Source organism: Catellatospora tritici, assembly GCF_019083965.1.
In the GTDB taxonomy this organism is placed as follows: Bacteria; Actinomycetota; Actinomycetes; order Mycobacteriales; family Micromonosporaceae; genus Catellatospora; species Catellatospora tritici.
The window spans coordinates 336186-362805 of sequence record NZ_JAHRCY010000006.1 but is presented as its reverse complement, the minus strand read 5'-3'; the positions used below and the strand labels follow the sequence as shown (position 1 = coordinate 362805).

General features: G+C 72.8%; 22 protein-coding genes. 11 read left to right on the top strand and 11 right to left on the bottom strand.

Features of this window, described 5'->3' with window-relative positions:
• Positions 1 to 19 precede the first annotated feature (19 nt).
• Positions 20 to 1450, top strand: coding sequence for a hypothetical protein (locus KUA19_RS16385; RefSeq protein ID WP_217396857.1), 1431 nt, complete (start codon positions 20 to 22; stop codon positions 1448 to 1450).
• Between the two features lie 72 nt (positions 1451 to 1522).
• On the opposite strand, the gene KUA19_RS16380 is transcribed toward KUA19_RS16385, so the two are convergent.
• On the bottom strand, positions 1523 to 2377 hold the full coding sequence (locus tag KUA19_RS16380; RefSeq protein WP_217396856.1) for an NAD(P)H-binding protein: 855 nt from the start codon (positions 2375 to 2377) through the stop codon (positions 1523 to 1525).
• 92 nt (positions 2378 to 2469) lie between these two features.
• On the opposite strand from KUA19_RS16380, the gene KUA19_RS16375 reads away from it, so the two are divergent.
• Positions 2470 to 2865 carry a winged helix-turn-helix transcriptional regulator gene (locus KUA19_RS16375; RefSeq protein WP_217396855.1) on the top strand — a complete coding sequence of 132 codons (396 nt, stop codon included), beginning with the start codon at positions 2470 to 2472 and terminating at the stop codon, positions 2863 to 2865.
• A 36-nt stretch (positions 2866 to 2901) separates the two neighbouring features.
• Positions 2902 to 3795, top strand: coding sequence for an ADP-ribosylglycohydrolase family protein (locus KUA19_RS16370; protein WP_217396854.1), 894 nt, complete (start codon positions 2902 to 2904; stop codon positions 3793 to 3795).
• 267 nt (positions 3796 to 4062) lie between these two features.
• Here KUA19_RS16370 and KUA19_RS16365 read toward each other — a convergent pair whose 3' ends face one another.
• Positions 4063 to 4659 (bottom strand): hypothetical protein, encoded by a 597-nt coding sequence (locus KUA19_RS16365; protein ID WP_217396853.1) that lies wholly within the window; start codon positions 4657 to 4659, stop codon positions 4063 to 4065.
• 214 nt (positions 4660 to 4873) lie between these two features.
• On the opposite strand from KUA19_RS16365, the gene KUA19_RS16360 reads away from it, so the two are divergent.
• From KUA19_RS16360 to KUA19_RS16335, 6 genes are all read left to right on the top strand, one after another.
• Positions 4874 to 6613, top strand: a complete 1740-nt coding sequence (locus KUA19_RS16360) for a VWA domain-containing protein (RefSeq protein WP_308167468.1) — start codon at positions 4874 to 4876, stop codon at positions 6611 to 6613.
• Positions 6614 to 6650: 37 nt separating this feature from the next.
• Positions 6651 to 7139, top strand: coding sequence for a hypothetical protein (locus KUA19_RS16355; RefSeq protein ID WP_217396852.1), 489 nt, complete (start codon positions 6651 to 6653; stop codon positions 7137 to 7139).
• 31 nt (positions 7140 to 7170) lie between these two features.
• Positions 7171 to 8859 (top strand): aspartate-alanine antiporter-like transporter, encoded by a 1689-nt coding sequence (locus tag KUA19_RS16350; protein WP_308167467.1) that lies wholly within the window; start codon positions 7171 to 7173, stop codon positions 8857 to 8859.
• Between the two features lie 88 nt (positions 8860 to 8947).
• Complete coding sequence (locus KUA19_RS16345) at positions 8948 to 10165, top strand: FIST signal transduction protein (RefSeq protein WP_217396851.1); 1218 nt, start codon at positions 8948 to 8950, stop codon at positions 10163 to 10165.
• A 7-nt stretch (positions 10166 to 10172) separates the two neighbouring features.
• Positions 10173 to 12467 (top strand): putative bifunctional diguanylate cyclase/phosphodiesterase, encoded by a 2295-nt coding sequence (locus KUA19_RS16340; protein WP_217396850.1) that lies wholly within the window; start codon positions 10173 to 10175, stop codon positions 12465 to 12467.
• Positions 12468 to 12531: 64 nt separating this feature from the next.
• The gene (locus KUA19_RS16335) at positions 12532 to 13029 is read left to right on the top strand and encodes a DUF6232 family protein (RefSeq protein WP_217396849.1); all 498 of its coding nucleotides are present in this window, start codon (positions 12532 to 12534) and stop codon (positions 13027 to 13029) included.
• A gap of 5 nt (positions 13030 to 13034) precedes the next feature.
• Here the strand turns inward: KUA19_RS16335 and KUA19_RS16330 are convergent, their stop codons facing one another.
• Both KUA19_RS16330 and KUA19_RS16325 read right to left on the bottom strand, forming a co-directional pair.
• Positions 13035 to 15731: a PEP/pyruvate-binding domain-containing protein gene (locus KUA19_RS16330; RefSeq protein WP_217396848.1), complete on the bottom strand. Its 2697-nt coding sequence runs from the start codon at positions 15729 to 15731 to the stop codon at positions 13035 to 13037.
• The gene (locus KUA19_RS16325) at positions 15703 to 16176 is read right to left on the bottom strand and encodes a MarR family winged helix-turn-helix transcriptional regulator (RefSeq protein WP_217396847.1); all 474 of its coding nucleotides are present in this window, start codon (positions 16174 to 16176) and stop codon (positions 15703 to 15705) included. The genes KUA19_RS16330 and KUA19_RS16325 overlap by 29 nt, the downstream gene beginning before the upstream one ends.
• Positions 16177 to 16554: 378 nt before the next feature.
• Here KUA19_RS16325 and KUA19_RS16320 point away from each other — a divergent pair, with 378 nt between their 5' ends.
• Complete coding sequence (locus KUA19_RS16320) at positions 16555 to 17145, top strand: hypothetical protein (RefSeq protein ID WP_217396846.1); 591 nt, start codon at positions 16555 to 16557, stop codon at positions 17143 to 17145.
• A gap of 169 nt (positions 17146 to 17314) precedes the next feature.
• Here KUA19_RS16320 and KUA19_RS16315 read toward each other — a convergent pair whose 3' ends face one another.
• The 6 genes from KUA19_RS16315 to KUA19_RS16290 form a co-directional block, all read right to left on the bottom strand.
• A complete protein-coding gene (locus KUA19_RS16315) occupies positions 17315 to 17965 on the bottom strand; it encodes a response regulator (RefSeq protein WP_217396845.1) in 651 nt (216 codons plus the stop codon).
• Positions 17962 to 19149: a sensor histidine kinase gene (locus tag KUA19_RS16310; protein ID WP_217396844.1), complete on the bottom strand. Its 1188-nt coding sequence runs from the start codon at positions 19147 to 19149 to the stop codon at positions 17962 to 17964. Before KUA19_RS16310 ends, KUA19_RS16315 begins: the two co-directional genes overlap by 4 nt.
• A 158-nt stretch (positions 19150 to 19307) precedes the next feature.
• Positions 19308 to 20288, bottom strand: a complete 981-nt coding sequence (gene egtD / locus KUA19_RS16305; protein WP_217396843.1) for an L-histidine N(alpha)-methyltransferase — start codon at positions 20286 to 20288, stop codon at positions 19308 to 19310.
• On the bottom strand, positions 20285 to 21019 hold the full coding sequence (gene egtC / locus KUA19_RS16300) for an ergothioneine biosynthesis protein EgtC (RefSeq protein ID WP_217396842.1): 735 nt from the start codon (positions 21017 to 21019) through the stop codon (positions 20285 to 20287). The genes egtD and egtC overlap by 4 nt, the downstream gene beginning before the upstream one ends.
• Positions 21019 to 22338 (bottom strand): ergothioneine biosynthesis protein EgtB, encoded by a 1320-nt coding sequence (gene egtB / locus KUA19_RS16295; protein WP_217396841.1) that lies wholly within the window; start codon positions 22336 to 22338, stop codon positions 21019 to 21021. Before egtB ends, egtC begins: the two co-directional genes overlap by 1 nt.
• Positions 22335 to 23606, bottom strand: coding sequence for a glutamate-cysteine ligase family protein (locus tag KUA19_RS16290; RefSeq protein WP_254549453.1), 1272 nt, complete (start codon positions 23604 to 23606; stop codon positions 22335 to 22337). The genes egtB and KUA19_RS16290 overlap by 4 nt, the downstream gene beginning before the upstream one ends.
• Before the next feature lie 310 nt (positions 23607 to 23916).
• Here KUA19_RS16290 and KUA19_RS16285 point away from each other — a divergent pair, with 310 nt between their 5' ends.
• On the top strand, positions 23917 to 24102 hold the full coding sequence (locus tag KUA19_RS16285; protein ID WP_217396840.1) for a hypothetical protein: 186 nt from the start codon (positions 23917 to 23919) through the stop codon (positions 24100 to 24102).
• 371 nt (positions 24103 to 24473) lie between these two features.
• Here KUA19_RS16285 and KUA19_RS45230 read toward each other — a convergent pair whose 3' ends face one another.
• Positions 24474 to 26510 (bottom strand): fibronectin type III domain-containing protein, encoded by a 2037-nt coding sequence (locus KUA19_RS45230; RefSeq protein ID WP_217396839.1) that lies wholly within the window; start codon positions 26508 to 26510, stop codon positions 24474 to 24476.
• Between the last annotated feature and the right edge of the window lie 110 nt (positions 26511 to 26620).

Sequence of the window (26620 nt, the reverse complement as noted above, 5' to 3'; positions counted from 1 at the left end):
TAGCTGACAGCATGCCCCCATGAACGGGGAACCCCTACCGCGATCTTCGCCCCTGGCCACCATCAGCGGCGCGGTCGCCGGTGCCGTCGTCGGCGCCTTCTTCGCTGTCCTGAACCTGTACACGGTCACCGTCGGCACCCGCTACAACCCGGCGGAGGCCGACCACATCCGGCTCATCCTGCTCGGCACCCTGATCGCCGCCGTCGCCGCGGTGGTGCTCGTGGTGCCGCAGCGGCACCGGTTCGGCGGCTGGCCGCTGGCCGGCGCGGGCCTGGCGGCATTCATGGCCGTCGGGGCGCTGTCCGGCTCGATGTCCGGCCAGGAGCCGGTCATGCTGTACTGGGCCGCGCTGAGCGCCTCCGGCGGCCTGGCGCTGCTCGGCGCGCTGGGCGCCGCGGTCGGTTCGGACGCCGGCCGCAGGCTCGTGATCGGCGCCGGACTGGCCGTGGGCCTGGCCGCGAGCCCGGTGCTGTGGTACCTGATGAACCTGGCCTACGCCCAGCTCGACCTGCCACGCACCGCGGCCGAGCTGCTGGTGCCCGGCGTCGCCCTGCTGCTGGTCGTCGTCGCCGCACTGGTCGACCCACCCCGGGCGCGACCGGTGCCGGAGCCGACCGCGGGCACCGGCGGCCTGTTCGCCGTCGTGGGCGCGGCGATCTTCCTGCTGGCGGCGGGTTCGCTGACGCTGCGCGTGCTGTACGAAGCACTGCGCGTGAGCGTCGACGGCCTGGCCTCACCGCGGCGCACGGAGTTCGTGCAGAACCTCACCTACTTCGGCCCGATCGTGCTCGCCGTCCTCATCGCGGGCCTGCTCACCTGGTACGCCGCCCGTCGCGGCCGCGCCGACCTGGCCCGCTGGACCGTGCTGGCGTTCGGCGCCGCCGGTCCGCTGGCCTACGCGCTGGTCGGCGTCCGTGGCCGGACCGAGCTGGTCGACCAGTTGCTGCCGACGCTGGCGGCCGTGGCCGGGGCGGTCCTCGGGACGCTGCTGGCGCGCCGGGCCGACCGGTGGTTCGCCTGGGAGATCCTCGGCCTGGGGCTGTCGGCGCTGGGCGTGCTGGCCGGGCTCGTCGCGTACCGCCAGACTCCGGCCTGGTGGACCTGGTCCGGTCTGCTGCTGGCCGGCGGCCTGGGTCTGGCGCTCGGCGCGGGCGTGGTCCGCGTGCTGCGCACCGCCGAGGGTGGACCGGTGCGGACCACCGGCTCGGTCGGGCTGGGCTTCGTCACGCTGCTGCTGTGTGCCCGGGCGCTCGGCCCGGTGGTCTGGCACGCCCAACAATCCGTCGGGTACGGCGAGATCCCGCTCGCTCTCCCGGTCCTGACCGGCGTCACCGCCGTGGTGCTACTGGCCCTGTTCGGCGTGGGCCACATGATGACCCGGCTGCGTGCCGACCTGCTCGAACAGGCACGCGCCACGGCGGCCGAACCCGCCGCGCCGTCGGTGGGCTGAGCCGTCCACCGATCGAGACCAGTGGCGGCACCGACCCGGTCACGGGTGGTGCCGCCACTGGCGTAACCGGGGTCAGCCGCGCAGCGCCGCGGTGACGGCCTCGGCCAGTGGCGTGGTCGGACGGCCGATCAGACGGGACAGGTCGCCGCTGGTCTCGGCCAGTTCCCCCTGCTCCACCGCGACATCGACCTCGGCCAGAATCGTCGCGAACATCTCCGGCAGGCCCGCGCCGACCAGGATGCCCCGGTAGACGTCGGGTGCCACGTTGGAGTAGCCGATCTCCCGGCCGGTCTGGCGGCCCAGTTCGGCGGCGTACTCGGCGAAACTCCACGCGGTGTCGCCGCTGAGCTCGTACGTGCGGTTCTCGTGGCCGTCGCCGGTGAGCACCGCGACGGCGGCCGCCGCGTAGTCGGCCCGCGCGGCCGAGGCGACCCGACCGTCCCCGGCCGCCTGGACCACGGCGCCGTGCGCCAGCACCGGAGCCAGGTTGCCCGTGTAGACCTCGTGGTACCAGTTGTTGCGCAGCAGCGTGTACGGCAGCCCGGATCCGAGCACGACCTGCTCGGTGGCTCGGTGGTCGTCGGCCAGCGCCGCCGTCAGCCGCCCCGGCGCGCTGGTGTACGCCAGCAGCCCGACCCCCGCCGCCGCGGCCGCCTCGACCACCGTCCGGTGCTGGCCCACCCGGTCCTTGCCGACCTCGCTGCCCGAGATGAGCAGCACCCGGTCCCCCGCCGCGAACAGCCCCGCGAACGTCTCGGGCGCGTCGTAGTCGGCCACGTGCAGCCGCACCCCGCGGTCGGCGAGCGCGGCGGCCCGCTCCCGATCCCGGACCACGGCGGTGACCTGGTCGGCCGGAACGCGCGCCAGTAACCCGTCCACGACGTGGCGGCCGAGCTGTCCGGTGGCCCCGGTGACGACAATGCTCATAACGGAAATCTCCCTGTCAAACGGTCCTGTCCTTCCACCCTAGGCGGTCACTAACCGTTTGATCAGTACCCACTTTGAAGTAAGGTACTGGTATGGCGGTAAGTGTGGTGAGCAGCGGTTCGGTGTCCAACAACTCGGCGGAGAGCCTGTGTCCGTACCGGCTGGTGCTCGAGCACCTCACCAGCCGCTGGGGCGTGCTGGTGCTGATCGAGCTGCTGGAGGGCCCGCGCCGCTTCGGCGAGCTGCGCCGCGCGGTCGGCCGCGTCAGCGAGAAGATGCTCACCCAGACGCTGCAGACCCTGGAGCGCGACGGAATGGTGCACCGCGACGCCAAGCCCGTCATCCCGCCGCGCGTCGACTACTCCCTCACCGAGCTGGGACACGAGGCCGCCACGCAGGTCCGCGCCCTCGGCCGGTGGACCCAGGCACGCATGGACGACGTCGCCCAGGCCCGCGCCCGCTACGACGCGGCGAAGACCCCCGCCTGAGCCAAAACCGGTTGCCCGAGCGGTGACGATGAACCGGTGACCCAGCTCGTACCGACTCTGACCTCCCTGCACGGACTCGCCCTCGGTGACGCCTTCGGCGAAACCTGGTTCTTCAAGCCCGCCGACCGGGTGGAGCAGCTCATCGCCGACCGCGCCCTCAGTGACGGCCGCTGGCCGTGGACCGACGACACCGCGATGGCACTCACGCTGACCCGGATGCTGGTCGAGCAGGGCGAGGTCGACCAGGACACGCTTGCCGCCGCCTTCGCCGACGCGTACGACGCCGACCCGTACCGCAACTACGGGCCGTCCATGCACGGCGTGCTGCGGGCGGTCCAGGAGGGCGAGCACTGGTCGTCGGTGACTGCGCGCCAGTTCGGCGGGCAGGGCTCGTGGGGCAACGGCGCGGCGATGCGCGTGGCGCCGCTGGGCGTGTGGTTCGCCGCCGACCTGGACCGAGTCGCCGCCCAGGCGATGCTCTCGGCGCGGGTCACGCACGCACACCCGGAGGCGGTGGCCGGGGCGGTGGCGGTCGCCGTCGCGGCGGCGCTGGCGGTGCGCGGGGTCGCGGCCGACGAGCTGCTCGACGCGGTCGCGGCGCGTACGCCCGACGGCGAGGTGGCCGCACGGCTGCGTCGGGTGGCCCGGCTGCGGTTCAGCCTCGCGCCGACCTGGGTGGCGGGCGAGGTCGGCTGCGGGCGACTGATCTCCGCGCAGGACACGGTGCCGTACGCCCTCTGGTGCGCCGCCCGACACCTGGACGACCTGCCCGAGGCCCTGTGGGCGACCGCGTCGGCGGGCGGCGACATCGACACCACCTGCGCCATCGTCGGCGGCATCATCGCCGCCCGCACCGGCCTGGACGCCATTCCCCCGTCCTGGCTGGCTGCCCGCGAACCCCTCCCCGCCTGGACGGGCGACCCCCACTGACCCCGCACACAGCCCGCCGCCACGCCCGTCGCACCGCCCGCATGATCGCGTGGCCGGGTGGCGGGCGTGGCACGGGCGATGGAACGCGTCGCGTCGCCTCGCGCCCATGATCGACTGCAGCCTCAGAAAAGTGGCACCCGCCCACACGCTCGCCGGCGGCGTCTGGACTGAGGAGCGTGACCGGGCCGAAGGCCCGGCAGCGACGAGGGAAGACGCCGCCTGAAAGACGAGCGTGCCGCGCCCGCGGAGGCGGGCGCCAGGTTGAGGTCAGGCGCGGACGGTGCCGGCGGTGGGGAGGCCCGCGGTGGCGGTGACGTGGACGGCGGTGGTCCACCAGTGGCTGGCCAGGCGGCCGCCGTTGGTCCAGTCGAGGATCCAGTCGAGCATGCTCAGCGGCGGCTGACGGAAAGCGTCGTCGAGAGTGAACAGGGTGATGCCGCCGTCGGGTTCGACGTACCCGTCGAGCGGGAGTTGGCCGGTGACGGCGAGCCGGGAAGGGATGAGCCGCCATGCCCGGTGGGTCGGGTACGTGTGGTCGGTGGCCCACGAGTCGATCACCCCGGCGCGCAGCAACGGCCGCAGCAGCGCGGCGGTGTCGACGCACAGTCGGTCTCGCTTGGGCGGGTGCGGGCTGAAACTGAGCAACCGCGCGACGGTGCGCGGCCCGGCGTCCGCCACCGGCGCGGTCCCGTCGTCCCACTGGTCCGCGGCCACATCGTGGCCGAGATCATGGCCGTCCTGGTCTGCCTCGAGCCGGTCGACCGTCTCGAAAGCAGGCAGTTCGGGCCATTCGGTGGAGAGCGGGCGCGCCGTCGCGTCCACACCGCGACGGCGGCGGGTCGGGGGCCGCAGTGTCGCCCACATCGGCGCACCTCCTGCCGGGTTTCGGGGGGATCGGGGCCGGTCGACCGGTCCGTCACCGAGCCCAACGCGCGAACACCCCTGCGGGTTAGGCCGTTCGGCGAGTTCCGGCACAGCCGGCCGCGCGCAAATATGGAAACTCTTTGTTTCCTGACGAGTAACATATGGCCGAACGTATGTGGCGAGAGCACGTCACAGTCACGAAACATAGGACCTTGTGCCTGGTCGTCATCGTGATCCCCGACGTAACACCGCCCTGCGAGTCACCGCCGCGATCGCCGCGGCGGGTCTGGTACTGGTCGGTTCCTTCCTGGTCTACCGGGAGCTGAACGCCCCCTCGTGCGAGGGCGAGGCGCCACTGAGCGTGGCCGCCTCCGCCGACATCGTCGACGCGCTGCGCGCGACCGCCGACTCGGTGAACCAGCAGAAGATCGCGGTGGACGGCAAGTGCGTCGCGATCGAGGTGACCATGGTCGAGCCCGCCGACATGGCGGCGGCGCTGGCCGACCTCAACAGCGTGTCGCTGACCGGCATCGGCCAGCCCAGCGGCAACACCCAGATCCCGGACGTGTGGGTGCCCGACTCCGCCACCTGGCTGGCCCGCCTGACCACCGCCGCCCCCAACTTCCAGGTCGCGCAGGCGCCCTCGATCGCGCGCAGTCCGGTCGTGGTCGCCATGCCCGAGCCGATCGCGGCCACCCTGGGCTGGCCCGCCAAGACGCCGACCTGGACCACGCTGCTGCAGGCGATGACCTCGGGCACTGGCCTGCGGGTGGGCATCGTCGAGCCGACCCGGGACGCCGCGGGCCTGTCGGGGCTGCTGGCGCTGGGCGCCGCTGCCAGCACCGGCGCGAACTCCCAGGCCGCCGCGACCGGAGCGCTGCGGGCGCTGGCCTCCGGCCGGTCGGTGCTGCGTGACGATCTGTTGGCGCGCTTCCCGCGCAGCAAGGACCCGGCGGCGCTGAAGTCGGCGCTGAGCGCGGCCTCGCTGTCGGAGCAAGCCGTGATCCACTACAACGCGACCAAGCCGCCGGTGCCGCTGGCCGCGCTGTACCTGGAGCCCGCCCCGACGGCCCTGACCTTCCCGTACGCGGTGATGCCCGGCCTGCCCGCCACCAAGGCCGGGGTGGCCCAGCGGCTGCTCGACGAGCTGCGCCAGCCCGCCTTCCGGGACCGGCTGGCCGGGCTGGGCCTGCGCGCCGCCGACGGCACGTACGGCACGGCGCTGGCGACCCCGAAGGGCGCCCCGGCCGCCGCGTCGCCGAACCCCGCCGCCACGCCGAGCCCCGCCGCGACCGTGGCCGCGGTCGACCGGGCCCTGTCCACCTGGGTGGCCGTGACGCTGCCGGCCCGGATGCTGGCGGTGATCGACGTGTCCGGCTCGATGCTGGAGCGGGTCGCCACCGCGGGCGGCGCGACCCGGGCGCAGGTGACGCTGGAGGCGGCACGTCGCGGCCTGGGCCTGTTCGACGACTCGTGGGCGGTCGGCCTGTGGACGTTCTCGACGAAGCTGCAGGGCGATCGCGACTACAAGCAGCTGCTGCCGATCGGACAGCTGTCGCAGCAGCGCAACCAGATGCTGGCCACGCTGGGCTCGATCACGCCGAAGCCCGACGGCGACACCGGCCTCTACGACACGATCCTCGCCGCGTACGAGACGGTGCAGCGGGACTGGGATCCGGGCCGGGTCAACTCCGTGGTGATGATGACCGACGGCGACAACGACGACGACAACGGCGTCTCGCTGGAGCAGCTGCTGGCCGCGCTGAAGGACAAGGCCGACCCCAACCGGCCGATCCAGGTGGTCATCCTCGCCATCGGCGACAAGATCAACCCGGCGCCGCTGCAGCAGATCACCAAGCTCACCGGTGGCGGCGTGTTCCAGGCCAAGGACCCGGCCAAGATCGGCGAGATCTTCCTCAAGGCGATCTCGCTGCGCTCGGCCAACCCCTCCTGACCGGCGGCGGCCGCCAGGGCGTGAAAGCATCCCGGGTATGACCGTGAGCACGCCCTGGCGCCGCCTGCCCGCACCGGCCCGCGCGATCGCCGCGGCCACCGCCGACGCGGTGGCCGCCGCCCGCGCCCGCGACGACGCCGAGCTGGACGCGGCCGCGGCCCGGCTCGCCGGGTGCGACCAGGCGCAGGTCGGCGTGGTGCTGGGCGAGGCGGTGCGGCTGCTGATCGAGCGGCTGCACCCCGACGGCCTGTCCGGCGAGGACGTGCAGGCGCTGTTCGAGCAGTGCGCCCGCGACGCGATGGCCTGGACCGACCTGGACGTGGACACCCTGGTCACGGTGCTTACCGGGGCGCTGGGCGTGCACGATACGGCCGAGGTCCCGCGCAAGCCCGACCCGAAGCTGCTGGACCGGCACGCGATCCTGCTGCTGGCACACCTGCTGGCCGGGGCGGGCGAGCCGCTGGAGCCGTACCTGACGGCGGCCTTCGCCGAGGTGGCCCGGAGCGAGACCGAGGAGATGCCGTAACCGGGTTGGGCATTTGTCCTAATATGAGGCGGTGTTCGACTGGTCGGCCCAGCTCCTGCGCTCGATGCCCGAGCTGGCGCTGTTCCTGTCCCTGGGACTCGGCTTCGCGCTGGGTCGGATCCGGTTCTGGGGCGTCGACATCGGCGGAACCGCCGGCACCCTGATCGTCGCGCTGCTGATCGGCATGATCGGCGGCGTCACCCTCAACCGCGAAGTGCGCGACATCGCGTTCGCGCTGTTCATCTTCACGCTCGGCTACATGGCCGGGCCGTCGTTCTTCTCCAGCCTCAACGCGCACAGCCTGCGGTACGCGTCCTTCACCGCGGTGCAGTTGGGCCTGCTGATCGTGCTGGTCTGTGTGGCCACCGTCGTGCTGCGACTGGACCAGGGCACCGCGGCCGGGCTGGCGGCGGGCAGCACCACCGCGTCGGCCGCGCTGGGCACCGCGGGCGAGGCGATCGGATCACTCCCGCTGCCCCTCGCCCGGCGGCAGGAGCTGCAGGTCGAGCTGGCCACGACCTACTCGGTGGCGTACATCTGCAGCCTGATCACGCTGATCGTGTTCACCGGGCAGCTCGGCCCGAAGCTGTTCGGGCTGGACCTGCGCCGCGAGGCCGAGGCGCTGCTGGGCACGCTCGGCGACCGCGACGATCCGGGCACCCCGGCCGTGCCCGGCCTGGTCGGGCGGATCTTCGAGATCCAGGCGGGCAGTGGCCGGACGGTGGAGCAGGTCGAGACGGAACTGGGTGGCGAGTGCGCGATCGAGCGGCTGCGCCGCGACGGCGACCTCGTGCCGTACGACGCCGAGACGGTGCTGCGCCCCGCCGACCGCGTGCTGGTGGTCGGCAGCCGCGCGGATCTGCTGCTCGGCGAGCGGGTGCTCGGCCCGGAGACGACCGGTGCCGGCGCCCATCCGCTGAGCCTGGACAGCGCCTCCGTGGTCATCACCGACCCGCGCTACCGGGGCTGGACGCTGGCGCGCCTGCACGAGGAGATTCCGGCCCGGGACCGCCACGGCGTCTTCGTCACCGGCCTGTCCCGGATGGAGCACGCGCTGCCGGTGCGGCCCGCGACCGGCCTGCACGTCGGCGACACGCTGCACCTGACCGGCACCCCGCACGACCTGGAGACGCACGTGCCCAGGCTCGGGGTGCGGATCGACCCGACGGTCAAGGCCGACCTGAGCTTCATCGCGCTGGGCGTGGTGGCCGGGATGCTGCTCGGGCGGGTGACGGCGCCGCTGGGCCCGGTGCCGCTGTCGCTGGGCATCGGCGGCGGCTGCCTGCTCAGCGGGCTGCTGTTCGGCTGGCTGCGGGCCCGGCGACCCACGTTCGGGCAGTACCACCCCGCCGCGGCCGCGGTGATCAAGGACTACGGCCTGGCCACCTTCGTGGCCGCGGTGGGCCTGGGCGCGGGCCCGGCCGCGATCGACCTCATCCGGCGGTACGGCCCGGCGCTGCCCCTGGCGGCGGTGCTGCTCACGCTGCTGCCCGCGCTGGCCGGAATGTGGCTGGCGGTCCGGCTGATGAAGCTGCCCGCGCCGCTGGCCTGCGGGTGCGTCGCGGGGCAGCAGTGCAGCACCCCGACGCTGGCCACAGTGCAGCGGATCTGCGGCAACGGGACGCCGCTGCTGTCGTACACCATCGTCTATGCCTTCTCGGCGGTGGCGCTGCCGCTGCTCGGGCCGTTGATCGTGGCCCTGGCCGGGCTACTGCGCTGACCAGGGCCGATCCTTGGCTGACACGGCGGTACGCGCGTTATGGTCGCTATGTGATGTTCCGCAGTTCGCCGCCCCGGCCGGTGGTGCGGTGGAAGGCACGCGCATGCCGGTGACGTCGTCCGAGCGGCGCGAGCTGCGGGTGCGCGCGGCGGTCGGCACCAGCACGGCGGCAGACAGCGTCCAGGCGGGCACCGAGGCGGCCACCGCTGCCCTGGCCGGGCTGGGCGACGACCAGCCCGCCCTGATCATCATGTACGCCTCGATCCGCTACGACCTGGCCGCGCTCCTGCACACGGTGCGCCGGCTGACCGCGCCCACGCCGCTGGTCGGCGCCACCTCCAGCGGCCACTTCCAGGACGGCATCCTCACCGTCCCCGGCGCCGGCGTGTCGGTGCTCGCCCTGACGGCGGGCGGCTACCGCTTCGGCACCGCCTCGGTCACCGGCGTCCGCGAACACGCGACCCAGGCCGGCCAGCAGCTCGCCCGCGCGGCCCGCGCCGCCGCCGGTCCCCGCCACGACCGCGACGCGGCCATGATCCTGCTCGCCACCGGCCTCTCCGGCCACCAGCAGGAACTGCTCAACGGCGTGCACAAGGTGGTCGGGGCCAAGGTGCCGGTGGTCGGCGGCAGCGCGGGCGACGACCGGCTGCTGGAGCGCACCTGCGTCTTCGACGGCGACCGGCTGCTCACCGACGGCGGCGCGGTCGCGATCTGGGTCGACTCGCCCTGGCCGCTGAATGTGGTCGCCGACCACGGCTGGGAGGCGGTCAGCCTGCCGCTGCTGGTGACCAAGACCGACGGGCAGGTCGTGTGCGAGATCGGCGGGCGTCCCGCGGCCGACGTGTTCCGCGAGCACTTCGACCCCGACGCGCCCCAGCGCAAGCCGGGGCTGGTGCGCCCCGCGCCCGGCTACCTGTCGGCGTACGCCTTCGGGCTGATCGAGCCGGACGGTACCCGGCTCATCCGCGGCGCCTACCTCGACGGCGACGGGCGACTGCGCACGTTCACGCCGCTGCCGCCGTACGCGGCGGTGCAGATCGTCACCTGTACCTCGGCCGACCTGCTCGGCGTCATCGACGACGTGGTGCACGAGGCGGTGGTGGGGCGTGACCCGTCGGTGCTGCTCGCGTTCAGCTGCGTGGCGCGCCTGGACGTGCTGGCCGAGCAGGGTCCGGTCGAGGCCTCGATGATCCAGGAGGCGGCCGGGGAGATGACCACGTTCGGCTTCTACACGTACGGCGAGTTCGCCCGGACCACCCGGGTCGCCGGCTACCACAACGCCACCCTGACCGCGATCGCGCTGTGAGGCGGGGATGGACTGGCGCCCCGAGACCGAGACGGAGCAGCTGCGGCGCAGACTCGCGCAGGCCTCCGACGCCGCCCGCGACGCCTACCGCGACACCACCCGGCTGATCCGGCTGCTGTCGGTGCTGGGCCAGCCCGCCAGCGCCGAGGAGATGACCGAGCGCCTGCTCACGGTGCTGTCGGACGTGTTCTTCGCCGACGTGGTGTGCATGGTGCGCCGCGAGGGCGACCGGCTCGCCGTGACCGCCTCGTGCGGGCTGCCGGAGGACGACCCGGCGTACACGAACAGCTGGCCCGCTGGGCCTGCGGCCCGGCATGCGCTGGCCGAGGGCCGCACCGTGACCCGGGGCGACGGCGAGACCGACGTGGCCCTGTGCGCCGCCGACGTGCCCGGCACGGTGACGCCGCTGCGGATCCGCTCGGCCGCCTGGGTGCCGGTCTTCGGGTACGCCGACAGCCTGATCATCCTGTTCCGGTCCAGCCCGATCCCGTTCGCCACCTCCGACGTGCCGATCCTCAACTCGGTGGCGTCCCGGTTGTGCCTGACGCTGCGTGAACGCGAACGCAACGCCGTCATCGAGCGGCTGGCCCACCACGGCCACCTGCTCACCCGGCACCTGCGGCTCGAACCGCTGCTCGACGAGGCCGCCGCCCAGCTGCTGCTGCTCACCGCGGCCGACCGGACCTGGGTCGAGATGGTCGAGGACGGGCAGGCACACCTGCGGGCGCACCGGGGGCTGCGCGCCGACGAGATCGCGGGCTGGCCGCACCCGTTCGGGGTGGACGGGCCGCCCGGCTCGGAATCGGAGTCGGGCGTGCTCAGCGTGGCCGTGCCGCGCGAGGAGGGCCCGCTGGCGCTGCTGTACGCCGCCCGCGACCGGGGCGAGCGCTTCACTCCCGGTACCACCGAGATCATGACGATCTTCGCCAACCACCTCGGCGTGGCGATGACCAACGCCGAGCTCTACCACGCGCTCAAGCAGCGGGCCACCCTCGATCCGCTGACCAACCTGGCCAACCGCAGCGCCCTGGTGACCCACCTGGAGGCGGTGCTGCAGCGGCCCGAGCTGACCCTGGTCGGCCTGCTCTTCTGCGATTTGGACGGGTTCAAGGCCGTCAACGACCTGCTCGGCCACGAGGCCGGGGACGAGCTGCTGCAGCAGGTCGCCGAGCGGCTGCGCGGCAGCATCCGCCCCGACGACCTGCTGGCCCGCTTCGGCGGCGACGAGTTCGTCATCGTGCTCGACGGCATCCGCCAGCTCGCCGAGGTGGCCGAGGTGGGCGCCCGGGTCTGCGCGGACCTCGACGACCTGTACGTCGTGGCGGGCGAGCAGGTGCGCGTGTCGGCCAGCGTCGGCGGGGTGCTCGGCATCCGCGGCCAGACCACGCCCACCGCCATGCTGCGCGACGCCGACGCCGCCATGTACGTCGCCAAGGGCCGCGGCCGAGGCCAGGTCGAGGTCTTCGACGAGGACGCCTCGCACCGCTCCCGCGACCGGCTGGACCTGCGCTCCGAACTGCTGCACGCCCTCGACCGCGACCAGCTCCACCTCGTCTACCAGCCGATCTTCACCCTCGACACGCACCGGATCGTGGCGTTCGAGGCGCTGCTGCGCTGGACGCACCCGTACCACGGCACCGTGTCGCCGGAGGTGTTCATCCCGATGGCGGAGGACTCCGGGCAGATCACCGCGATCGGCGAGTGGGTGCTGGCACACGCCTGCGCCCAGCTGCGCGACTGGCACCAGCTGCCACAGGGGCGCGGCATCGGCATGAGCGTGAACCTGTCGCCGGTGCAGCTGCACCAGCCGCAGGCCGCCGAGCGGACGATCGACATCATCCGCGCCTCCGGGCTCGACCCCACCGACATCTGGCTGGAGATCACCGAGCACAGCTACCTGCGCCACGACGTCACCGACTACGTCACCGCGCTCGGGGTGGCCGGGGTGCACCTGGTGCTGGACGACTTCGGCACCGCGTACTCGAACCTGGCCTACCTCAAGCGGCTGCCGATCGAGATCCTGAAGATCGACAAGTCGTTCGTCAGCGGCGTGGTCGGCGGCGAGCTGGACCTGAGCATCGTCCGGGCGATCCTGGCCATCGCCGACTCGCTCGGCCTGGTCGCCATCGCCGAGGGCATCGAGACCGAGGAGCAGGGCGCGGCGCTGCGGCGGCTGGGCTGCCGCCTGGGCCAGGGCTATCTGCTGTCGCGGCCGCTGCCGCCCGACGCCGCGACCCGGCTGCTCCAGCCACGGCTGCCCGCCCCGGCGGCGTACACCGGCGCCACCCGGCCGCCCGCCTGATTCATTCACGATCGTCGCGGCGGCCATGCGCCAGGCTGTAGGGGTACCCGGCGCGGAGGCGTTTGTGATCACCTACTATCGCGACGACACGGTGCTCGTGACCTCGTCGTACGTCCACATCGGCGACCGCCGCTTCCGCCTGGACGACCTGCACTACGTGTGGCACAAGCAGGTCCGGCCCGACTGGCGGGTGCGCGGACGCACCGCCGGGCGCGGCATCCTCAACCTGCTCATGATCCTGTCGGTGTTCGCCGGGTTCATCCTGCTGTGTGCCTTCGCCGCCGCCGCGTACGGCGAGTCCCAGCTCGCCTCGGCCGTCGGCCGCCTGCACGTCCCCCGCAACACGCTGCTCCTGCTCGCCGCAGTGCTCCTGCTGCTCGGCGCGGCCCCGGCGATCTGGGAGTGGATGCTGCACCGCATCGACGACAGCTACGACCGCGGCGACGCCATCCACGAGATCTGGGCCCAGACCGCCCACGCCCAGATCCTCCTGCTCCGCCTGGACGACGCAACCCGGTTCGGCAAGATCTACCGCGCCCTCGAACGCGCCCTCGACCGGTAGTGCGGCTAGGCGGGGGTGACGGTGCCGGTGGTGCCGTTGAGGGTTATCTGCTGGCCGGTGGCGATGGTGGCGACGGCGTTCGGGACGCCGACGACGGCGGGGATGCCGTACTCGCGGGCGACCACGGCGCCGTGGGAGTTGGCGCCGCCCATCTCCATGACCAGGCCGCCCGCGGTGAGGAACAGCGGGGTCCAGCCGGGGTCGGTGGACGGGCAGACCAGGATCTCGCCGGGTTCCAGGTGCGCCCCAACCGGGTCGAGGATCACCCGGGCGGTGCCGGTGACGGTCCCCGCCGAGGCGGGAGTGCCCGCGAGTGAGCCGTCGGGCGCGGCCGCGTGCATGCCCGCCTCCGGCTCGGTGCCGTCGGACAGCAGTACGCGCGGGATGTGGCGGCGGCGCAGCTCCTCGTCGTAGCCCTGGCGCGCCCGCGCGGCCGCCTCGCGCAGGTCGGTGCCGTGCAGCCCGGCCCGCGCCTGGGCCAGGTCCAGGAAGTACACGTCACCGGGCTCGTCGAGGCGCCCTTGCCGGTACAGCTGCTCGCCGACCAGCCCCAACTGTGCGCGGGCGGCGGCGATGATCCGGACCAGGTAGTACTTCGGCAGCTCGCGTACGCCCGCCAACGCCCGCGCCCGCGCCAGCAGCCCGCGCACCAGCCGGGCCCGCAGCCGTCCGCGACGGCGCGCCCGCCCCGCCAACGTCTCGATCTGCGCCTCGGCCTCGGCGGCACCCTGCGCGAACAGCCGGTCCGGGGACGACTGCGCGCTGTCCTCGGGGCTCATCCGCAGGTAGTTGGCGAGCACGCCGAGCAGGTAGCGCGGATCGTCGGCCCAGCGGGGCATGCCGAGGTCGATCTCGGCGACGGCGCGGTGGCCGTACCGGCGCAGAAAGCTCTTGAGCTCGCCCTGGGCCAGGTCCGGCAGGGTTCCCGCGGCATAGCGGTGGGCGAGCTCGTCGACCTTCTCGGTACGCAGCACCCGCGCCGACGTCTCGTCGGCCCGCAGCCGCACCGCCACGTGCCACAGTTCCAGGTCCATCTCCGTGGTGACGTTGTGCGGGATGCCCCGCAGCACCGCCTGCAGCTCGCCGGTCCCCGCGTCGGTGCCGAGCAGCCGGTCGGCCAGCCCGAGCGCGACGAACCCGGCCGCGGCCACCGGCAGGATCCGCGGCAGCATCGGCGCCACCTCGTCCGCCAGCAGCCGCTCGATCCAGTCCAGCCGCTGCTCGGCCGCGAGGTCGGCGGGCGCGGCCAACCGGACGTCGAGTTCGGCGTCGATCCGCTCCACCCGCGCGCGGGCCACCTCTGGCTTGACCAGGGCATGCACCAGGTACGGCGGCACTTTGTACCGGAGCGCGACCCGCCCCACCCGGCGCAGGAACGGCAGCCGCGACGGCCGGGTCACCGACAGGCGCGGGTCGGTGAACAGCTCGCGGAACACCGCCGCCGAGCGGGCCTCCATCACGCCCAGCACCTTCGGGATCAGCGCCTGCCCCACCCGGCTGCGCGCGGCGGTGGTGACGTCGAAGAAGACGCGCCGCCCCGCCTCGGTGAACGGCGGCGGCCCGGTCAGCGGATCGGCGACCGGGAAGCCGAACAGGCGCGCGGCCCCCGAGCCGATCAGCCGGAACCCGGCCATGCCCGCCGGGGTGATCGGTCGGAACACACCCTGCGCGACGCTGAAGCAGAAGTAGACCCGCAGGTCGTCCTCGGGGGCGGGGGCATGCTCGGGCAGCGGGTACAGCGTCGTGATCGGACGGGCCTGGGTCAGCCACAGCGTCCCGTCGCCGTCGACCGCCCACTCGGTGTCCTGCGGTGCGCCGTAGTGCGTCTCGACCCGGTCGCCGAGCCGGGCCAGCGCCAGCACCTGCGCGTCGGTGAGGCATGCGGCGTCGGCGCCGTCGGCCCGCGCGACGTGCTCGGTGCCGCCACCGGGCAGCGAGCGTACGGCCAGCCGCTTGTCGCCCAGGCGCCGGTGCAGGATCGTCTCGCGCGCGGTGTCGACGACGAAGTGGTCGGGGTTGACCGCCCCGGACACGACGGCCTCGCCCAGGCCGGGGGCGGCGTCGATCACCGCCTGACGGCGGCGGCCGGTGACGGGGTTGGCCGTGAACAGCACCCCGGCCACCGCCGAGTCGACCATGCGCTGCACGACCACGGCCAGCCGTACCGTCCGGTCGTCGATGCCGTTGGTGGCCCGGTAGACCACGGCCCGGTCGGTCCACAGCGACGCCCAGCAGCGCCGCACCGCGTCCAGCACCGCCGCCTCGCCCACCACGTTCAGGTAGGTGTCCTGCTGCCCGGCGAAGCTGGCGAAGGGCAGGTCCTCGGCGGTCGCCGAGGAGCGCACCGCGACGGGCGCGTCCGCGCCCAGCCGGGCGTACCCCTCCGCCACCGCGGCGGCGATCCCCGCCGGAACCGGCGCGGCCAGCACCGCCGCGCGGGCCCGTGCGGCCAGCGCGGTCAACGCCGCGACATCTGTCGCCGCCGCGTGTTCCAGCGCGTCGAACAACTCGTTGAGGTCGGCGGCCTCGGTGGCCTGCCGGTACGCCTCCGTGGTGAGGCAGAAGCCGGGCGGCACCGGCAGCCCGGCCCGGGTCAGCTCGCCCAGGTTGCCCGCCTTGCCGCCGACCGCGGCGAGCATGCCGCCGTCGATCTCGGCGAAGTCGAGGACCAGGTCAGTGGCGGGGGTCAGCGTCGCGCTCATCGAGGTGTCTCCTTGAAGCCTTGCCCAGCAGCGCCATCGCCTCGGCGACGCGGCGCTGTTCCGCATCGGTCAGGTACGTCATCAGCTCCCGCTGCGCCTGGGCGCGAACCCGCTCGAAGCCGCGCAGGAAGTCGCGCCCGGCGGGGGTGATCCGCAGCCGCTTGGCCCGCCGGTCCGCGAGGTCCTCCGCGCGCTCGATCCAGCCGCGCCGCACCAACTGGTCGACCAGGCGGCTGGTGACCGAGGTCGACCGGCCGAGCTGCCCGGCGAGGTCGCCGACGGTGGGGCGGGCGCCACCGTCGAGCACGTACAGCGACGCCACCTGGAGGAGGTTGGGTTCGGCGTCGCCCATCCGGCGCAGCATGCCCAGCAGGAACTGCGGGATCATCGCGCGCCGGAACAGGCCGATGTCCTCGGCCAGCTGGTCGTGCGGCAGTTCGTCCATGGTGTTTGCGCTTTCGCAACTAATGCGGGAACACAACGTTAACGACACCACTCTAACGCCCACCCACCCCCACAAGTCAACGCTCGATGAAATCCGCCGCCGCCGTGTAAGGAAGGGCACCTTCTTATCGCTTTGCGTGATAGAAGGGCCCCTTCTCAACTGCGGCCGGCTCGGGCGGCGATCCTGACTTTCGTCGGGGACAGGTCCGGACCGGCGTCGGGTTCGGCGAACGGCAGCCGGCCGCAGGATGGATGGCAGACCGCTGCGGTTACGTCCGCAGCCCGCCGCGCGAATCGCCTGGGTCGGGTTCGATCCGCACCGTCGTGGCGCCGAACCGTCGAGGGAGATCCGTTGAACACCGCTGTGTGTCATACCGCCGTGCGCGCCACCCGTGGCGCCGCGATCGTCCTGTTCGCCGCCGTCCTGCTGGTGCTGTCGCTCCGGGTCGGCACCGCCCACGCCGCCGAGATCCCGACCCGGCCGTGCTCGGACAAGGGGGTGACCAGGACCGACCACGCGCTGGCCCGCGCGCTCAACGCACAGCTCGTCCAGGGCATGAAGGGTCACGTCAGCGGCCACCAGGCCTCCTGCGCCCGCGCGATCGTACGGGAGGTGCAGAAGCTGGGCCTGGACCGGCGGGCGGCGGTCATCGCGGTCACCACCGCGATCGTCGAGGGCAACATCAACAACTTCGCCGAGGCGGTCGACTACGACAGCCTCGGGCTGTACCAGCAGCGGCCGTCGGCGGGCTGGGGTACGCCGAACCAGATCATGGACCCGGCGCACGCCACCGACGCGTTCCTGGGGCGCATGCAGGAGCTGTACCCGCACGGCAGCTGGCACCGCGCGCCGATCGGCGCCGTCTGCCAGCAGGTGCAGGTCTCGGCCTTCCCCGACCGGTACGGCGACCAGGCCGCCGACGGCCAGCGCATCGTGGACGCCATCTGGCCCGCCGCCGACCCCGCCTGAACCATCCTCCGCACGCCCATCCCACGGTGCCCCGGCTCCTCAGCCGGGGCACCGCCCGCCGCGCCTCATCCCGTCTCGGCGTTGCCATCTCGGCGTTGACAAGGGGCCTTCCGCTACGGAAAGCGATAAGAAGGTGCCCTTCCTTGCCCCGGGGCGGAGCGGAGTGGGGTTACGCGTCGAGGCCTGCGCGGTAGGCGAGCCGGGCGGCCTGCACGCGGTTGTCGGCTTCCAGCTTGGTCAGGATGGCGCTGACGTAGCCCTTGACGGTGCCCTCGGTCATGAACAGCTCGGCGCCGATGTCGGCGTTGGACAGGCCGCGGCCGACCAGGCGCAGTACGTCGACCTCGCGCGGGGTCAGCGCGTCCAGGCGGGACTTCTCCTCACTCGACAGCAGCGGCGAGCGCCCGGCCAGCGAGTCGATGACCTGGCGGGTCACGGCCGGGTCGAGCATGGCGTGGCCCTGCCCGACCGCGTACAGCGCGCGCACCAGCTCCTCCGGCGGAGAGTCCTTGAGCAGGAACCCGGCCGCGCCGGAGCGGATCGCCTCGTCGACGTACTCGTCGGTGTGGAACGTGGTCAGGATGATGACCTTGGGCGGGTCGGGCAGCTTCAGCAGCTCGCGAGTGGCGGCCAGGCCGTCCATGATCGGCATGCGGATGTCGACCAGGGCGATGTCGGGCCGCATCCGGCGGGCTGCCTCAACCGCGCTGCGCCCGTCTCCGGCGTCGGCGACGACCCGCAGGCCCTCGTCGGCGTCGATGATGGTGGCCAGACCGCGCCGGATGATGTCATTGTCATCGACGATCATTACTTTGATCATGTACGGCTCCCCGCCACGCTCCCGACCGGTGGGATCATCGCGCTGACCCGGAACCCGCCGCCCGGCAGCGGTTGCGCGTCGAACCGGCCACCCAGCAACGCCACCCGCTCGCTCAGTCCGATCAACCCGTGCCCGCCGCTGGGCAGCTGCTCGCGGCCCGGGTCGCGCGGCGCGTCGTTCTCCACCGCCGCGTGCACCCCGTCCGCCGCACAGCGCACCGACACCCGCACCGCCGCGCCCGGCGCGTGCTTGACCGCGTTGGTCAGCGCCTCCTGCACCAACCGGTACACCGCCCGCTGCACCGGATCGGCCAGCAGCTCCGGGTAGCCGGTGACGTCGTAGGCGACCGGCATCCGGCCGGTCTGTCGTGCCCGCTCCACCAGCTCGGGCAGGTCGGCGGCGGTGGGCTGCGGCGCACGCGGCGCGTCCTCGCCCCCAGCGCCCTTGAGCAGGCCGAGGATGCCGCGCAGCTCGGTCAGCGCCGCGCGGCCCTCGTCCCGGATGCGCTCCACCTCGGCCGACACCTCGGGATCGGCCACGGCCGGGCCCAGTCGCAGCGCCGAGGCGGTGACCACGATGTTGCTGACCCGGTGCGCCACCACGTCGTGCATCTCGCGGGCGATCCGGGCCCGTTCGTCGCGCCGGGCCGTCCGTGCCATCAGGTCGCGCTCGCGTTCCAGGTCACCGGCGCGCTCGCGCAGGCTCACCACCAGATCCTGCCGTACGCCCGCGGCGTAACCGAGCACGAGCGGGCCCAGCGCGAAGGTCAGCGTGTACGCCCACGCGCGCACGTCGACGATCAGCCCCTCGATCGCCGACAGCGCCTGCACCGCCACCCCGACGCACGCCAGGAGCACCAGCTGCCACCAGCGGCGGGCCACGGTGCCCATGGTGTACATCATCACCGCGAACGGGATCGGGGTGAACGCGAGCAGGTGCGCGGCGAGCACGAACACGGTGATCGCCAGCGGCCAGCGCCGCCGGAACAGCAGCACCACCCCGGCCAGCGCGGTGACCAGTTCGGAGGCGGCCCAGCGGTCGCCGAGCAGCCCGTTGCGGCTGATGCTCAGCTGCTCGTCGATCAGCCCGATGACCAGCGCCCCCGCGCAGACCGCGAAGTCGGCACCGGTCAGCTGGAAGTCAGCCGCGCCTGCGCGGGGCGGCCCTGGTCGCGGGTCCCCCATACCCGACATTCCACCACCCGCCGCCCGCCGAGCCGCCCGGAACGGACGGATCAACCCCGGCGATGTTGCCGGGCAATCGGGGGGTATCGACGCGCTCATACGCCCGATTGCCCGGCAACTCGGCGGTGACGCCGACGCCGACGCCGACGCCGTCGGCGTCAGTGGCGGGTGGGGCGTTCGGAGGTGCGGGAGAGGCTGAGGCCGAAGCGGCCCTGCGGGTCGGTCCACCACTGGCGCATGGTGAACCCGGCCCCGGCCAGTTCGGTGGCCACGCTCTGCCGGTCGAACTTCGCCGAGATCTCGGTGCGCAGCTCCTCGCCCGGCCGGAACTCGATCTCCAGGTCCAGCGCGGGCAGGTGCACCCGCATCTCGCGCTGCGCCCGCAGCCGCATCTCGATCCAGCGGTGCTGGGCATCCCACAGCGCCACGTGGTCGAACGCGGTCAGGTCGAAGTCGGCGCCCAGCGACCGGTTGAGCACCCGCAGCACGTTGGTGTTGAACTCGGCGGTGATGCCCTGCTCGTCGTCGTACGCCGCGACCAGGGTCTGCTCGTCCTTGACCAGGTCCGTGCCGAGCAGCAGCCACTCCCCCGGCTCCAGCGCCCCGCGCAGCTCCCGCAGGAACGCCGCCCGCTCGCCCGGATTCAGGTTGCCGATGGTGCTGCCCAGGAACACGACCATCCGGCTGCCCCCACCAGGGATGCGGTCCAGGTCCCGGGTGAAGTCGCCGACGATCGCGTGCACCTCGATGTCGGAGTAGTCGGCGGCTATCGCCTCGGTCGCGGCGGCCAGCGCGGGCTGCGACACGTCCAGCGGGACGAACCGGCCCAGGGTGCCGTGGGCGTGCAGCGCGTCCAGCAGCAGCCGGGTCTTGTCCGAGGAGCCCGAACCGAGCTCCACCAGCGTCTTCACGCCGGTCTCGCGGGCGATGTCGGCCGCGTGCGCGGTCAGGATCTCCCGCTCGGCCCGGGTCGGGTAGTACTCGGGCAGGGCGGTGATGCGTTCGAACAGGTCGCTGCCGTACGCGTCGTAGAAGTACTTGGGCGGCAGCCACTTCGGTGTCGCGGTGAGCCCGGCTCGGGCGTCGGCGCGCAGCTGCTCGGTCAGGTCTTCCGGGGTCAGGTGTACGTCGATCCTCATAGCTCCTCCACCGTGTACGAGGCCGGGTGCGCGACCACCAGTCGGCGGTCGGGTACCCCTACCCAGCCGGAGTCGTCGTCGAACGGTTCCGAGGCCACGATCACCCGTCCGGGGTCGTGACGCACCGACAGCGCGTGCCCGTACGTCGTCGCGTACGCCCACTCGCCGTCGGTCAGCAGTAGGTTCAGTCGTGACCCGGCGGCGCTGGCACCGACCTCCGCCACGGTCGCCGTCACCGCCTCCGCCGGGGTGTAGCCCGCGCGCAGCCGCTGCCGCAGCAGCACCCACAGGAACGCGGCGTCGGTCGGGGCGTCCATCGTCATCAGGTCGGTCACGGGCAGGCGCTCGGCCAGCTTGGCCACGCTGTCGGGCCAGCCCGCGACGAAGCCGTTGAGGCTGAACCACCAGCCTTCGCCACCGAACGGCGCGCACGCCTGGTCGTTGACGACCATGCCGGGGGTGGCCGAGCGCACCGCCGCCAGCGCCGCGCTGACCATGGTCTGCCGCGCGATCGCGCCGAAGTTCTGGTCGCCCCAGATCGGCACCCCGCGCCGGTAGCGGACCGGGCCGGACGGGGTGAACCAGCCCACCCCGAAGCCGTCCACGTTGATCGTCCCGCCGCCGCGCATGTCGCGTGGCGCCCAGGACTGGTGCACCAGGCCGTACGGAGGTTCGACCAGCAGCGCCGCGAGCGGCGTCGGCGGGCCGAGATAGACCAGGTGGCGGCACATCAGGCGAGCTCCTCCTCGGGTCGGGCGTCCCGGGCGGTCCGGAAGCCGCTGAAGATCTGCCGCCGGATCGGGTAGTCCCAGTTGCGGAACGTGCCCCGGCACGCGGCCGGGTCCGTGCCGAACGACCCACCGCGCAGCACCCGGTAGTTGTCTCCGAAGAAGACCTCCGAGTACTCCCGGTACGGGAACGCGGTGAAGCCCGGGTAGCCCCGGAACGTGGACGACGTCCACTCCCACACGTCGCCGATGAGCTGGTGCACCCCCAACGGCGAGGCCCCCGCCGGGTACGCCCCCACCGGCGCCGGGGCCAGGTGCCGCTGCCCCAGGTTGGCGTGCTGTTCATCGGGGTCGTCGTCGCCCCACGGGAAGCGGCGCGAGCGCCCGGTGGCCGGGTCGAACCGGGCCGCCTTCTCCCACTCCGCCTCGGTCGGCAGCCGCCGCCCGACCCAGGCCGCGTAGGCCTGCGCCTCGTACCAGCACACGTGCACCACCGGCTCGTCGGCCACGATCGGCTCCCGGCGCCCGAACCGCGTGTACGTGCCGTCCACGTGCCAGTGCATCGGCCGGGCCAGCCCCGCCGCGCGCCGGTGCTCCCAGCCCGCCGGGCTCCACCAGCGCGGGTTGTCATACCCACCCGCGTCGATGAACGCCTGGTACTGCCCGTTGGTAACCGGCGCCCGGTCGATCCAGAACGCGGGCACGTCGACGGTGTGCGCGGGGCGCTCGTTGTCCAGCGCCCACGCCTCCAGCGAGGTGCCCATGGTGAACGGACCGCCCGGGACCGCCACCTCGCCCGCGACCGGCCGCGCCGCCGCCGGCGGCGGCGCCGCCACCAGCACCGGATCGCCCTCACGCAGCTGGTGCGTGGCGAGCATGGTCTCGTCGTGCTGCTGCTCGTGCTGGATGATCATGCCGAAGGCGAAGCCCTGCTCCACCAGCGGACGCCCTTCCAGGTCGACCGTGTCCAGCAGGTCCAGCACCTGGCCGCGGACCGAGCGCACGTAGGCGCGGGCCTCGGCCGGGCCGAGCAGCGGCAGCGCGGGGCGGTCGCCGCGGGGGTGCTTGAACGCGTCGTACAGGTTGTCGATGTCGGCGCGGATCGGCTCGCGGCCGCCAACGTCGCGCACCAGCCACAGCTCCTCCTGGTTGCCCACGTGGGCCAGGTCCCAGACCAGCGGTGACATCAGTGGCGAGTGCTGGCGCACCAGGTCGTCGTCGTCGACGGCGTCGGTGAGCGCGATGCTGCGGTCCCGCGCCCGGTCCAGTCCGGCCGCGGCGTGCTCGCGCAGTCGGTCGGGGCGTACCCCTGCCTGCGTCATCGGATGCCTCCCTGCTGGAGCCGGCGGTGCACCGCGGCGCGCACCGCCCGTACGGTGTCCGGCGGCAGATCGGTGTCGTCGAGAGCGGCGCAGGCCAGGTCCAGCAACCTCGGCGCCACCGCCGCGATCGTCGGGTCGGTCAGCCCGTGCCGGGCCGCCTGCACCCAGCGGCCCGCCGCCGGCGCGGCCAGCGCGGCCGCGGTGTCGACGGTCTCCTCCCGGGCGAACAGCGCCGCCACCACCGCCACCGGCACCGTCCACGCGGTGTCGGCCCCGCTGCCGTCGCCGTCGGACTGCATGTCCAGGTAACGCACCTCGTAGTAGCCCCGCGCCCGCACCGGCGGGAACAGGGTGCTGAGGTGATAGTCCAGGTCGTCGAGGGTCGGGGCCGGCGTCAGCCCGCCCGCGATCCAGTCGGCGAAGGTGAGCCCCGGCGGGACGGCCCACGAACCGCCGCGACGCCGTACACACAGCACGGGCGTGTCCAGCACCCGCCTGGCCCAGGCGGCGATCAGATCGGGCTCGTCGCCGACGTGTCCGTCCAGATCGGATGGGGGTCCGTTGCGCACCGGATCGGCGGCCAGACACGCCCGCAGCCGGGCGGAGGCCCAGCCGGTGTCCACGCCCGCCTGCCGGGACGAGTTCGCGAACGACGCCACCAGCGCCGGTCCGATCGCGTGCAGCGCGTGCCAGCGCGGACCCACTCGGCCGGGAAGCCCGGCGTCCAGACACACCTGCACACTCGCGGTGCCGCACATCCACATCCGCCCGTACGGGCCGAAACGGTCGAAGACCGCTTCCATCGCCGCATACCTGGGCGTGTCAAGAATCCGCTGCCCGGCCCGGTGCTCGTCGCATCCGCGCCCGGCCAGCACCAGTCCGGCCCGGCCCAGCAGGGCCGCCAGTTGCCGCTGGTCGGTCGCCGTGTCGTCCAGTACCGCGGCCAGCGAGTCCGACGGCGGCGACGAGATCTCCACCTGGCCGCCCGGCTCCAGCGTCACCGCCCCGCCGCGCCCCAGCGGCGTCTGCGGGCTGTCGGCCACCAGCGTCCTCGGCGCGTGCTCCCCCAGCGCCAGCGCCAGGGTCTGTGCGTCCACCGCCCGCGCCGGTTCCTCGCGGTGGTGCACCGTCCATTCGAGTTCGACTCCGGTCCCCCGTGGCGGACCGGTTTTGAAGCACACCTTGGCGACATACCCTTCGGCCTGCGCCCGATCGGTGACCACGGGCGCCCCAGCCCCCGTCGCCAGCATCTCCTGCCGCACTTGCATCCACCCCCCTCAACACATCGAGGTTCCCCGTGGACCCGCAAAACTACCCCTCCCCATACCCCCACACCCCGTTTTCACCCCTTCTCCTCCCTCACTCACCCCACCCCCGTACCCTCCCGCACGCCGATCATGAACTTGTGGCACGGTTCGACGGCGTGTCGGCGGCACAACCTCATGATCACCGGACCCGCCGCAGAGGCGGGCAGAACAGGACGGATGAGTCACGTGAGGTGAAATGGCGAATGGGGGCGATCAGGTGACGCCGCGCCGAAGCGCCCGGCGGCGGCGCGGACGCACGGACAATGGCCGTATGCAGCCGCAACCACGACCAGAGGCCTTCGGGGCGGGGACCGACGACGAGCCCGACTTCGCCAGTGAACACGAGCGGACCAGCACCTCGGACGTGGTCTGCGCGGGCGCCGACGCCCACTCCGATCCCGACATCCCACTCGGCCTGGGCGGCATGGACCTCAAACGCACCCGCCTACTCGACTGACTCGACCGACTCGGCTGGCGCCTCCCGCGCCGCCACACCACCGACCCGCGCACCGCGCACCGCGCACCGCGCCGCCGTGCCGCCGTGCACCGCCGCGCGGCGCGCAGGAGGTGGCTGCAGTTTCGGGGAAACTGCACGAAAGCAAGCCAAGATTCCCGCACTTTCCCCGAAAATGCAGCCAAATCCCGGCCCACACGGCCGGGATGCGGACGAGCGCGCGGGGCACAGGCGGACGGGTGCGGGCGTGGTGATCAGGAAGCTGTGCCGTCGACACACCGTCGAGCCGTGCCATAAGTTCATGATCAACGGGAGGAGACGGGGTGGCCGCGCCGCCCGGGGGTGGGCGGCGCGGCCGGTGGGGTGGGACGGGATCAGGGGAGGGCGTTGAGGAAGGGCTCGTGGTTGTTCTGGAACTCCCAGCCGTAGTACTTGTCCCAGTTGATGGACCAGGTCATCAGGCCGCGGAAGTCCGGCATGGTGCCGCCGCGCAGGGTGTAGCCGCCGCAGTTCTGGTTCTTCACCAGGCAGTTGACGGCCTGCTGGACGACGGCGGGGCCGACGTACCCGTTGCCCGCGCTGACGGCGGCCGGGGTGCCGAAGGCGATCTGGTCGTCACGCAGCGCCGGGAACATGTTGGCGGTGTTGCCCGCCACCGGGAATCCGGCTGACAGCATGTCGGTCATCGCGATGTGGAAGTCCGCCGCGCCCATGTTGTGGTACTGGTTGTCCAGGCCCATGATCGGACCCGAGTTGTAGTCCTGTACGTGCAGCACGGTGATGTCGTTGCGCATCGCGTAGATCACCGGCAGATAGGACCCGGCCCGGGTGTCACAACCCGCGCAGGTGCCGCCGTAGAACTGGTAGCCCAGCTGCACGAAGAACGTCTCCGGCGCCATGGTCAGCACGAACCCGGACCCGTACCGCGCCTTGAGGCTCTTCAGCGCCGAGATCAGGTTGACGATGACGGGCGTGGTCGGGTTCTTGAAGTCGCTGTCACCGGCGTTGAAGTACAGCGAGTGGCCCTCGAAGTCGATGTCGAGACCGTTCAGGCCGTACTTGTCGATGATGGCGCTGACCGAGTTGACGAACGCGTCCCGCGCGCCGGTGGTGGTGAGCTGCACCTGGCCGTTGGCGCCGCCGATCGAGATCAGCACCTTCTTGCCCTGGGCCTGCTTGGCCCGGATCGCGGCGATGAAGTCCGCTTCGGACTCCACGCCGGGGCACTCGGCCACCGGGCACTGCTTGAACCGCACGTCACCGGAGGTGACCGAGGTCGGCTCGGCGAAGGCCAGGTTGATGATGTCCCAGGCGGCGGGGACGTCGGCCATGCGCAGGTAGCCCGAGCCGTTGGCGAAGCTGGCGTGCAGGTAGCCGACGAGCGCGTGCTTGGGCAGGCCGGGGTTGGTGCAGCCGGTGGTGGTCGCGGTGACCGCGCCGCTCTTTGCCGACTCGCCGTTGGCGTTGTACGCCGCCACCGTGTACGGGTACGACGTGCACGCGGTCAGCCCGCTGATCGTGGCGGTGGTGCCGGTGACCGTCGCCTTGACCGTGGTGCCCTGGTAGACCCGGTAGCCGGTGGCGCCCGAGGCGGCGTTCCAGGACAGTGACGCCGAGGTGTTGGTGGTGCCGGTGACGGTCAGGCCGGACGGGGTCGGCGGGACGGTGGTGCAGCCCGTCGTGGTGGCGCTCGCGGTGCCGCTCTTGGCCGACTCGCCGCTGCTGTTGTACGCCGCGACGCTGTACGTGTGCGCCGAGCAGGTCGCCAGGCTGGAGATGGTCGCCGAGGTGCCGGTGACCGTGGCCACCACGGTGCTGCCCTCGTACACGCGGTAGCCGGTGACGGTGCCGGTGGCGGCGGCCCAGCTCAGCGCGATCGAGCTGTTGGTGACGGTGCCGACGGTCGGGTTGCCGGGGACGCTTGGCGGGCCGGTGCCGCCGGGACCGTCGAGGCTGACGTCGTCGGCGTAGTAGGTGCCCTGGCCGTACCAGCCGTGCAGGAAGACCTGCACGCTGGTCTGCGAGGCGCCGGTGGTGAAGTTGACGGTGAGCTGCGTGTACGCCGTGGCCGACGGGGTCCAGGTGGACGCGCCGCCGGTGACGCCGAGGTAGACGTACGCCCCGCGCACCCAGGCGCTCAGCACGTAGGCGGTGTTCGGCTGCACCGCGACGGTCTGGGTGCACTGCGCGTTGTCCGAGCTGGACGCCGCGCCCTGCAGTGCCTTGGTGCCGCTGTGGACGGGCGTGGAAACGACGCTGCCGAGGCTGCACGACCACGGGGACAGGCTGCCGGACTCGAGTCCGGGGTTGCCGAGCAGATTGGCCGCGGACGCCGGGCTGGCGACCGCGAGCACGCCGGTCGCGACGAGCAGCGCGGCCGCGACGGCGAGCAGACGGGATTTGATGTGCACGGACCCTCCTCCCGGCCCGGTGACCGCGGTCACGGGCGTCGATGGTGGGCCTAATTATTAATAGACTTAACTGTTAATGTCCATACCAGTTTCATGCCGACCGTGCAGAG